We start from the raw sequence: 9,251 nt of genomic DNA on the forward strand, positions 1-9,251 counted from the left end.
TTCTTACCCGCGTATCATGCAACCCAATTGCACGATACCTTTGGTTGCGACGCCAATGCCTTTGGTGCAAAGCTTTCGCAGGAAGTGATGCGCCGTCGGCGCATACACGGGTAAGAAAACCCGTGCTCCCGTTTTGGGAAGGCTAGCTTGTGTTTTTACGGAATTGCAGTTATAATAAAAGCGGGAATGGGGCTTCGCTAAGCGATTACAATCTGCGGACTTAAATCGTTTTGCGTACATTGACATTGCCCTGCCCGTATGTTAGATTACTTGGAACCTCATGGGGACACAAACGCGGAGTGGTTGCTTACCATGGCCTTGAGCAAGAAACAACAGAAAATCGTTGACCAGATGGTGCGTCGTGTGGAGTTGTGCCGGGAGTTCATGAACGACTGGATGTTGTTCAATCAGATTCTCACGCGCTACCCCGAGCCCGGCATTAACAAAGCCGAATTGGAAACCCAGTTTCTCAAGATCAAGAGCAAACTGGCGCGCACGCACAAGGTGCTTCGCGAGACCCTCGCGGATGATTATAATCTGGACGGCAACACGATGAATATCGTGTCAGGCGCGACCAGCCTTGAGGCGATCTACTCCCAGTCGGAAGTTGCGGTGAAGAAGCTCCAGCAGGAATGGCACCGCGCCTTCATCGCTATCAACGAGACCCTTGGTTCCGTCGATGACAAGCGCGCGCGCGCCGAAGCCGGCGAGAAAATCTTCATCATGGCCCCCGGCGGACCGGCGGTGCATGAAGGCGGCGGCGGCATGAGCAAGAACACCAAGACGGTGCTTATTCTCTTCCTGGTGCTCGGTCTGATTGTTGGGTTTATCGCGCTCAATCCGGGCGGCCTTGCCACGCCGTGGCGCAGCGCCCTCGGTTTGTAGCCCGACTCGAAACTGCGACTGGTCCGACCTACTGAAAGGTGATCTGGTGACGAAGCGTCAGCTCGTGATAAGCGTTGCGGAACATTTGGGTATCACCCAGAATGAAGTTTCCGACGTGGTTCAAACCACGCTGGAGACGATCACCGAGGCTCTGGCCGCGGGTGACCGTCTGGAGATCCGCAATTTCGGCGTTTTCGAGGTGAAGGTGCGCGATGCCCGTCAGGGCCGTAATCCTCGCACGGGCGAGTCGGTGCCGATTTCCGAGAAGCGCATTCCCATCTTCAAGCCGGGCAAGGCATTGAAGGAGTGGGTGGAAAAGGCCGATCCGACCGCGAAGGCCCCCTCAATCGCCGATCCGGGGCCGGACGACGATTCCCCCGACGGGGATTCGGGCGGGCGCGCCGCATTCTGAAATCCGGTGAATCCCCCGTAGTACGAAGGCGAGTCCAAGTTAGCGATGAATTACCATCCGGGTGTCTGTAAAGGCACCCGGTTTCTTTTGTATAATGCCGGAATTGTTTATGGATGAAAAGGATGTTCTCGTGTCCGACGAAGAATTACGCATGAGCTTTACCGAGCATCTGGGCGAGCTCCGGGATCGCCTCATTCGCTCCGCAATCGCCGTCGCCATCTGTGCGGTTATTTGCTATCTGGCCTCCGATCAGATTTTCGAGATTCTTGCCGGCCCCATCAAGATCATGGAGCGCGAGATTGCCGGCGTTGATGTGCTGCCGGAGCCGGAGAAGGCGCCGGAAGGGAGCGGCGAGACGGCCGCGCCTGTCGAGTCGCCACCGGCGGAGCCCGAGGTGACGGATCCGGCCGAGATCGTGAAGTCCGTGGCCGAAGGTCATCCGGTATGGCTCACGGTGAATACCGATGATTCGCTCTTGCTCCGCTTGAAGATCGTGGGCAAGACTATAGAGGATATCCGTGTTCAGGCCAAGGCGGCCCAGGGTGGGCTGGACGCGAGCTGGACGGTGCTCAATCCCATGGAGCCGCTCATCGTCACCTTCAAGATCGCGGGCTACGGCGGACTCTTCCTGGCCATGCCCTATGTGCTGTATCAGTTGTGCGCCTTCATTTTTCCGGGATTGCACCCCAAAGAGCGCAAGGCGGCCCAGTATCTCATTGCGGGGTGCACCGTGCTGGCCTTTGCGGGCGTCTGCGTGGCCTACTTCGGGGTGTTTCCCTTCGTGCTGCCCTACCTGGCGCAGTTCGTCCCGGAGGATGTAAACGTCCAGTTGCGGATGAACGAGACGATATCCATGATCGTGCTGGGCCTGCTGGGCTTCGGCATCGCCTTCCAGTTTCCCATGGTGGTGCTGATCCTGGTCTATATGGGCGTGTTGTCGCCCGACACCCTGCGCCAGTACCGGAAGATTGTTATTGTGGGGCTTGCGGTGGTCTCCGCCATGCTGACCCCGCCCGATCCGGTATCGATGACGCTCATGCTGGTGCCGCTCTACCTGCTTTATGAGGGAAGTATCTGGGTGTCCTATCTTGTAATTCGCAGCCAGAAAAAAGCGGCGGCGAAGGACGCCTGAGGAGTTTTTTGCAATGATGGGTATTGGATTTACCGAAATGATCGTGATCGCCGGCATCGCGCTGGTCGTAATCGGCCCCGAGAAGTTTCCCGACTTCGCGAAGCTGGTCATTCGCACGGTCCGGGACCTGCGCGGCTACATGGATGAGATGAAGACGGAAGTGGCCAAGGAATTGAAGCCGCTGAAGAAGGAGATGGATGCCCTTTCCAAGATCGATCCGGAGAAGTATATCGATTCTCTCACGGCGGACGTTCCCGCGAAACCGGCCGTGAGCCCGAACTTGCCGGTGAACGCCGAGGACCAGAAAGTCATGGCGGAGTCTCAGGCCTTTGGCGAGGATGCCTATCCCTGGCGCGGCGGGGAGGAGGGGCTGAACGCGGGGCCGGCCGCCAGTGTGCCCCCGGAAGGCACGGTGAGCTATGGCAGCGACGTTTCAGCCGAGATCGCGCCCGACGCGGAAAGCCCTGTGGATGAGGTGGCTGCGGATGTTGACCTCGACCCGGATCTGGAGGCCCTGAGCCACCGGGAAGAAACGAGCAGCACAGGCGAACCCGACGTGTGGACTGGACGTTGACAGTTGACAGTTGACAGTTGACAGTTGACAACGATTGTAAGGATAGGACCGATGGAATGAAATGGTGGTAGCCGTCGAGTCGAGCGCCTTGCCACACGACCGCCCCACACGAGACCCATACGACCTATACGCTCCATACGACCCATACGACCCATGCCCCATACGACCCATAAGACCCATAAGACCCGTACCTTGGTCTGAAGTCCCACCCCCCCCCAATTGCAAAACAATCGACCGCCCGAAGGGTTCTTCGGGCGGTCGATTCATGTTGCGTTGTCGACTTGGGGTCAGGAGACCAGCCAGCGGAAACTTCCCGGCTTCTTCGGTGTCGCGGTAAGGGGGGGCTGTCCCTTGGCCTGGCGGCGCTTGCGTTCTTTGAGGGCGTTTGCCTTGTAGAACAGCGCCGGCTCGATAATTGGCTCGTGCAGCCCTTCCGTTTCCAGTTCGCCGTAGCTCACGCGCCCGCGGTAGGTGCGGTTGGAAAGGATGATCGCGATGGCCTGACGCGACCACTTATTTCCTTTGCGCGTGAAGATATTCTTGGTGTGGAGGTAGTTCACCACTTTTCCAGTGCTGCGGGTTACGAGATATTCACGGAAGATCATACGCACGACCTCCGCTTCCCGATCATCGACCACCAGCGGCTTCTCGCCTTCCAAACCCCGCCGATAGCCATAGGGCGCGGGCCCCGTGCCATAGCGGCCTTGTTGAACCGAAGTCAGTTGACCTCGCTTCACTTTGGCGCCGTGGGTCAATCGACCCGATCCGTCGCCGCTTTCTACTTCCAAAGTTGCTTCTGTACTCATATGTTTCGCACCTCCACATGAGTTTTGAGTTGTCCTGCGCACCGGCGGTTCACCGCAGATAAGAACCAGATGAATTCGTTATGAAACTCTCTCGCTGCGTAACAGTGAACCGTGGTGCCTATCGCAGGTTGCCGGACATCCCGGCGCTTTAAACCGCAGGCCATTTTGTATATAGGTCCCAAGCCATACACCGTTATTGTACACACAATCAACTCGTATGTCAAGAGATATGTGTTAAATTTTTGGCGATCCGGTGCGGTGATCGCGGTGTAACGCTTTTAAATAAAATGAGTTAAGTTGGGTGGCAGGAACCTGTACATTTTCGTCAATGTGACGCAAAGGCGCTGGGGCCCTTTGGGCATGAGGGGGGCGCGCCGACCGGGAGGAGCCATTTCGAAGCGTAATTCAACGGTGCTGCGCATCGTTGACTAAACGCGGTTCTTCCCTGGGCGGTTGACAACGTCTTACGTTCCCCGGTAATTCCCCGACTTTCCCCCGAAAGCCTCAGGACTTCTTGGAAGCCTTCTTGGCCAACTTCAGGATGCTCGGCGGCGTGGCGCCATAGGGACCGGAGTCGCTGGCGAGGCTCGCGGCGACGATTTCCGTGGCGAGCGCATTGCTGATACCGGCAACGCGGGCTTCAACCATGACTTCGTGCATGCGGGCCACGATGCGGTTGAGGCATTCTTCCCGGCAGCGGTTCTCGATACCGTCTTTCACGAAGACGCCTTTTCCACGGCGGGTGTAGAGGAGTCCCATGACTTCGAGATCGCGATAGGCCTTGGCCACGGTGTTCGGGTTGACCTCGAGGCGCTCGGAGAGCTCGCGGACGGAGGGGAGCTGGTCACCGGGGTTGAGCCTTTTTGCCGTAATGGCAAATTGCACGTGGTTCTCGATCTGGAGGTAGACGGCGACACTGCTGTGGATGTCGATGTTGGATAGCATCCTTAACATCTCTTCACTAGACTTATGCTTCTGACGCGGCATGGTGCGGGGCTTTCTACGCCGGGAGTCTCCGGCGCCACTTGGGGGGACGGTTGCAATACGGGTACCGTTTCCTTCCTCCCGCGGGGGGGCGGGAGCGCTATGGAAGGAAACTGCGGCCAGCCGATGTCAATAAGACACCTTGCTAGCGTACTCCATTTTAAACCGTTATATGAGATTGAGGCAAGCATAATCGTACTATCACGTGGATTCTATAGCATTGGACGGCCCTTGGAAGGGGGGTGGGGATTGCTGTTTTCCATGGTGATCGGTATAATCGGGGCTTGCGGATGCGCCCGTCCGAGGCTTTTTTGTTCTGCGGGAAAACTTTTCCAGGGTGTCAGCTTTCAGGCACTTTCCATCGTTAGGGTTCAGGACGGGTCCGGCGTGGCGCGAATCGCCTGAATGTCCCCCTCAAACGGGTGTGTCGCCCGGGGAATTCGGGTATTTAACTGGTATATGGAGCTGTGTATGCGATTTCCGAAGTGTTGCTTTCTGCTCGTCCTTCTGGCGGGCTGTGCCTCCACACCGAGCGGGTCGGGTGGGGACGGCCCCACGGCTTCCGGGGCGTCGACCGCCGCGCCATCGGCTCCGGTGGCCGAAAAGAAGGCCGCCGCAACACCCCGCGAAAAGGGGGAGACGGGTCTGCTCGATGTGAGCGTCACGGATGTGGGCGGACGCAGCCTTCCGGCGCGGGTGGAATTGCAGGACGCCTCAGGGGTGGTGGAGGATCGCTACGACGCACCCCAGGGCAAGTCCCAGTTTCAGGCCTCGCTTGGCGGCTTCAGGGCCTTCGTATACGTCTATGACAACAAAGTTCCGATCCTGGTCCATGTGGAAGACGTGCAGATCAGCAAGGAGAAGACTGCCGCGATCTCGGTGAACCTCCTTGAAGGGGCGAGCGGCAAGCTGGGGATTCGGGATTTTGATCTGGATGGGGACCTGGCCATTGATCGGGTGGAGCTGGAAGCGGGCACGGATCCCCAGAATGCGACGAGCATACCCGGTCGCAAGCCGTTCATTTACGATATGAAAGTGCTCCAGGACGGCGAGCGCTGGTACAAGGGCGAATTGAACGCCGTGAGCACCTATGGCGGCGGCAAGGAGACGGTGGCTCAACTGGTGCAGCGCGCGGAGCAGGCGGGGCTGGACTTTCTCGCGATCACGGACCTGAACACGATGGAGGCTTTCAATGACCCGGCATTCAAGTCGGACTCGGTTGTGTTGATTCCGGCCATGGCCTGGGGCGATCCGGATAACGGCATCGCGCTGATCTACGGCCCGGGAACGATGCCCGAGCCGGCGGATTCACAGGAACTGGCCCAGGCGGAGTGCTTTCGGATCCAGAGCCAGGGCGGTGTATTTGCGATCGCTCATCCCTGCTCCGCCGAGGCGCCCTGGAAGTGGAATATCAAGGCGGTGAATGCGGTGCAGGTGTGGCACGGCCCCTGGCGCGCCCCGGCGCCCCTGCGGTTGGCGTCGCTGCCCGAGAGCATCAAGACTCGGGAGGCGGGCACCGGGGAGCTGACCCGTTCCGTGGCGGCTGCGGCGGCGGTGGCGGACAAGACATCGGAAATCGCGGCCAATGCGAAGGCCAAAGACCTGCTGATCTCGGCGAATGACCAGGGGGCGCTTTTCTGGGACTACGAGACCGTGCGCGGTTCGGTCTGCAGTGTTATCGCGGGCAGCGGCACCAATGACCCCAAGGTGCCCATGGGGCAACCGGTCACGTGGATCAAGGCGCCCAACAAGTCTCTGCCGGCGCTGATGGACGGCCTGCGGAAGGGGCGCACCTTTGTGGGCAACAGCCCGACCGGTACCCGGGTGGAGTTTCGTGCGGACTCGTTGAATGACGGCAAGGTGGACGTGGGCATGGGCGGTGCGGTTCCGCTGGGGGTGGACGTTGGTTTTTACATGCTCGTGACGTCGGCCGCCGGGTGCAAGGTGGAGTTGTTGCGCAATGGACACGCCATCATGCGCAAAATCGTGGAGGGCGACACCTTCAGCGCGAGTTTCACGGAGAAGTCGGAGTACAAGGCGGTGTATCGGGTGCGGGTCATCCGGCAGCCGGAGAGCGGCGCCAAGGGCTACGGCCCGGTGGAAGTGGTTGCCCTGTCGAGCCCGATCTATGCGGATGACATTGCCGGTGACTTGCTGATGACGGGGCCGGTAGATTTAAGCAAGACGTGGGTTCGTCTGGACTCGCAGTATACCGAGGACGCGAAGTGGCTGCGCTAGTTTTTCGGGATCCGATCTGAATCTGGTGACGGTGTGTAACGGTTGTGCGTTGTTTCAATTCAACAGGAGGCGCTTTAACCATGAACACGAAACGGCATTTGATCGCAGTTCTTTTGCTCAGCCTGGCGCTGCTTTCCGGGGGAACGGCCCACGGCGAGCGCGAGGCCATTTACAAGCCGGGCGCGGACGCCCGCGCCGACATTGCGGCGGCGGTGGAGAAGGCCGGGAAAGAAAACAAGCGGGTCCTCATTCAGTGGGGGGCGAACTGGTGCGGCTGGTGCCATCTGCTCCACGAGTTTTTCGAGGATGACGCCGAGGCCAGGGCTCTGCTGGCGGAGAGCTATGTGGTGGTGCTGGTGGATACGGACACGAACAAGGCCCTTCTGGAAGAGATGGCGGTGGAGCCCCGGGGCATTCCCTATCTGACGATCCTGGACGGGACCGGAAAGAAACTGGTGGATCAGGAGACGGGCGCGCTGGAAACGGGCTCGCGTCACGATCCGAAGAAGGTGAATCCGTTCTTGAAGAAGTGGCGGCCCGCCGCTGCGGAAGCCAGCGCCGAGGGCAACGCGGAAGAACAAGTGGCGGCGGCGTTGAAGGCGGCGGCCAAGGATGGCAAGGGCGTATTTGTCTCGGTGGGTGCGGACTGGTGCGGGTGGTGCAAGCGACTTGACGCGCTGATGGCCAACGAGGTCGTGGGTCCGATCATGGGGGAACACTTTGTATTGCTGAAGCTTGATCAGGACAAGGTGGCGGGCACGAAGGAATTTCGCGCGGGGCATGATTCCGAATTGAGCGGCGGAATCCCCTGGTATGCCGCGCTGGATAGTACCGGCAAGGTCGTGGCGACTTCGGATACGAAGGCGGGTAACACGGGCTATCCCGCGAAGCCTGCGGAGATTGACTGGTTCATGGATGTGGTGAAGCGCGCCGCACCATCGATGGATCCCGCCAAGGCCGCAGCGCTGGAGGCCGAGGTGCGACGGCTCGGCCAGGAACTCGTACCGAACTGAGTGCAAGGCCGACGGGCGGCTACCGGCTTCCGCGCTCCCGCATGGACGCGATGACCGTGTCCAGGATCATGTCCAGGCTGGTCGCGGGCTCGTAGCCGATGGCTTCCCGTATCTTCTGCAGGCACGGGGCGCGGTGGCGCATGTCCTCATAGCCCGCGCCATAGGCTTCCTCGTAGGGGATGTATTGGATGGACGAGGTGCTGGCGCTCCGTTCGATGATGCGCTGCGCCAGGGTTTCGATGCTTACGGGGTGGTTGCTGCCGATGTTGAAGACTTCGCCATTGACCTGGGGGGAGTCCATCAGTTTTATGAGCGCGGGAACCACATCGCCCACGTAGGTGAAGCAGCGGGTTTGTTTGCCGTCGCCGAAAACGGTGAGGGGCTTGTTTTCAATGGCCTGCGCCACGAGATTCGGAATCACCATGCCATAGCGCCCCGTCTGTCGCGGGCCCACCGTGTTGAAGAGGCGCGCCACGACCACGGGGTGGCGCTTCTCGTGCCAGTAGGCAAAGGCGAGGTACTCGTCGATGGCCTTGGAGGCGGCGTAGCACCAGCGGTGGCAGTTGGTGGGGCCGATGACACGATCATCGTCCTCCTGGAAGATTTCCTTCGAGCCCTTGCCATACACTTCGCTCGTGGAGGTGATGAGCAGCTTGCGGCGGTAGCGACAGGCCTCTTCCAGCACCACTTCCGTGCCGCGGATGTTGTTTACAATCGTCCGAATGGGCTGCTCGACGACCAGATTCACGCCGACGGTAGCCGCGAGGTGGTAGACCACATCGACATCGCGCACGAGATCGCGCACGATCTCCTGATTCAGGGTCGTGTCGATGATGCTGGTGACACTGCCCAGGTGTTCGATGTTCTCGAAGCGTCCCGTGCTCAGATCATCCAGGACGAACACGGTGTCACCGCGCGCCGCCAGCGCATCGCATAAGTGCGAGCCAATGAATCCGGCTCCGCCGGTAACTAAGACACGCATTCGTTCCCTCCTTGGTACAGCATCCTTGCGGGTGGAAGTATACGGGCCGACGCCGGCGGGTTCAAGGGGATGGAGGGGAGTTGACAGTTGACAGTTGACAGGTGACAGGTGACAGGTGACAGGTGACAGGTGACTCTCGCGCCTTTACCCTTTACCCTTTACCCTTTACCCTTTACCCTTTACCCTTTACCCTTTACCCTTTACCCTTTACCCTTTACCCTTTAC

9 protein-coding genes are annotated in these 9,251 nt (G+C 59.5%); 6 read left to right on the top strand and 3 right to left on the bottom strand.

Features of this window, described 5'->3' with window-relative positions; all coding sequences use genetic code 11:
- Window positions 1-312 precede the first annotated feature (312 nt).
- The 4 genes from JNK74_25550 to tatB all read left to right on the top strand — a co-directional run bounded on the left by JNK74_25550 (window position 313) and on the right by tatB (window position 3,003).
- Complete coding sequence (locus JNK74_25550; GenBank protein ID MBL7649557.1) at window positions 313-885, top strand: hypothetical protein; 573 nt, start codon at window positions 313-315, stop codon at window positions 883-885.
- Window positions 886-931: 46 nt separating this feature from the next.
- Window positions 932-1,297, top strand: a complete 366-nt coding sequence (locus JNK74_25555) for an integration host factor subunit beta (GenBank protein MBL7649558.1) — start codon at window positions 932-934, stop codon at window positions 1,295-1,297.
- Window positions 1,298-1,406: 109 nt separating this feature from the next.
- Complete coding sequence (tatC, locus tag JNK74_25560) at window positions 1,407-2,429, top strand: twin-arginine translocase subunit TatC (protein ID MBL7649559.1); 1,023 nt, start codon at window positions 1,407-1,409, stop codon at window positions 2,427-2,429.
- Between the two features lie 13 nt (window positions 2,430-2,442).
- A complete protein-coding gene (tatB, locus tag JNK74_25565; protein ID MBL7649560.1) occupies window positions 2,443-3,003 on the top strand; it encodes a twin-arginine translocase subunit TatB in 561 nt (186 codons plus the stop codon).
- 287 nt (window positions 3,004-3,290) lie between these two features.
- Here tatB and JNK74_25570 read toward each other — a convergent pair whose 3' ends face one another.
- Together JNK74_25570 and JNK74_25575 are read right to left on the bottom strand one after the other, a co-directional pair.
- Complete coding sequence (locus tag JNK74_25570; GenBank protein MBL7649561.1) at window positions 3,291-3,809, bottom strand: recombinase family protein; 519 nt, start codon at window positions 3,807-3,809, stop codon at window positions 3,291-3,293.
- Window positions 3,810-4,313: 504 nt separating this feature from the next.
- Window positions 4,314-4,754: a GntR family transcriptional regulator gene (locus JNK74_25575; protein MBL7649562.1), complete on the bottom strand. Its 441-nt coding sequence runs from the start codon at window positions 4,752-4,754 to the stop codon at window positions 4,314-4,316.
- 510 nt (window positions 4,755-5,264) lie between these two features.
- On the opposite strand from JNK74_25575, the gene JNK74_25580 reads away from it, so the two are divergent.
- A complete protein-coding gene (locus JNK74_25580) occupies window positions 5,265-7,031 on the top strand; it encodes a hypothetical protein (GenBank protein MBL7649563.1) in 1,767 nt (588 codons plus the stop codon).
- Window positions 7,032-7,111: 80 nt separating this feature from the next.
- Window positions 7,112-8,044, top strand: a complete 933-nt coding sequence (locus tag JNK74_25585; protein ID MBL7649564.1) for a thioredoxin family protein — start codon at window positions 7,112-7,114, stop codon at window positions 8,042-8,044.
- 19 nt (window positions 8,045-8,063) lie between these two features.
- On the opposite strand, the gene JNK74_25590 is transcribed toward JNK74_25585, so the two are convergent.
- Complete coding sequence (locus JNK74_25590; protein ID MBL7649565.1) at window positions 8,064-9,026, bottom strand: GDP-mannose 4,6-dehydratase; 963 nt, start codon at window positions 9,024-9,026, stop codon at window positions 8,064-8,066.
- Between the last annotated feature and the right edge of the window lie 225 nt (window positions 9,027-9,251).

It is taken from the genome of Candidatus Hydrogenedentota bacterium, from assembly GCA_016791475.1.
Lineage (GTDB): Bacteria > Hydrogenedentota > Hydrogenedentia > Hydrogenedentales > JAEUWI01 > JAEUWI01.

Bases quoted from the DNA above. Each gene is read 5' to 3' on its own strand.
- JNK74_25550 (MBL7649557.1), top strand. From the start codon at position 313: ATGGCCTTGAGCAAGAAACAACAGAAAATCGTTGACCAGATGGTGCGT.
- tatC (MBL7649559.1), top strand. From the start codon at position 1,407: ATGGATGAAAAGGATGTTCTCGTGTCCGACGAAGAATTACGCATGAGC.
- tatB (MBL7649560.1), top strand. From the start codon at position 2,443: ATGATGGGTATTGGATTTACCGAAATGATCGTGATCGCCGGCATCGCG.
- JNK74_25570 (MBL7649561.1), bottom strand. From the start codon at position 3,809: ATGAGTACAGAAGCAACTTTGGAAGTAGAAAGCGGCGACGGATCGGGT.
- JNK74_25575 (MBL7649562.1), bottom strand. From the start codon at position 4,754: ATGCTATCCAACATCGACATCCACAGCAGTGTCGCCGTCTACCTCCAG.
- JNK74_25580 (MBL7649563.1), top strand. From the start codon at position 5,265: ATGCGATTTCCGAAGTGTTGCTTTCTGCTCGTCCTTCTGGCGGGCTGT.
- JNK74_25585 (MBL7649564.1), top strand. From the start codon at position 7,112: ATGAACACGAAACGGCATTTGATCGCAGTTCTTTTGCTCAGCCTGGCG.
- JNK74_25590 (MBL7649565.1), bottom strand. From the start codon at position 9,026: ATGCGTGTCTTAGTTACCGGCGGAGCCGGATTCATTGGCTCGCACTTA.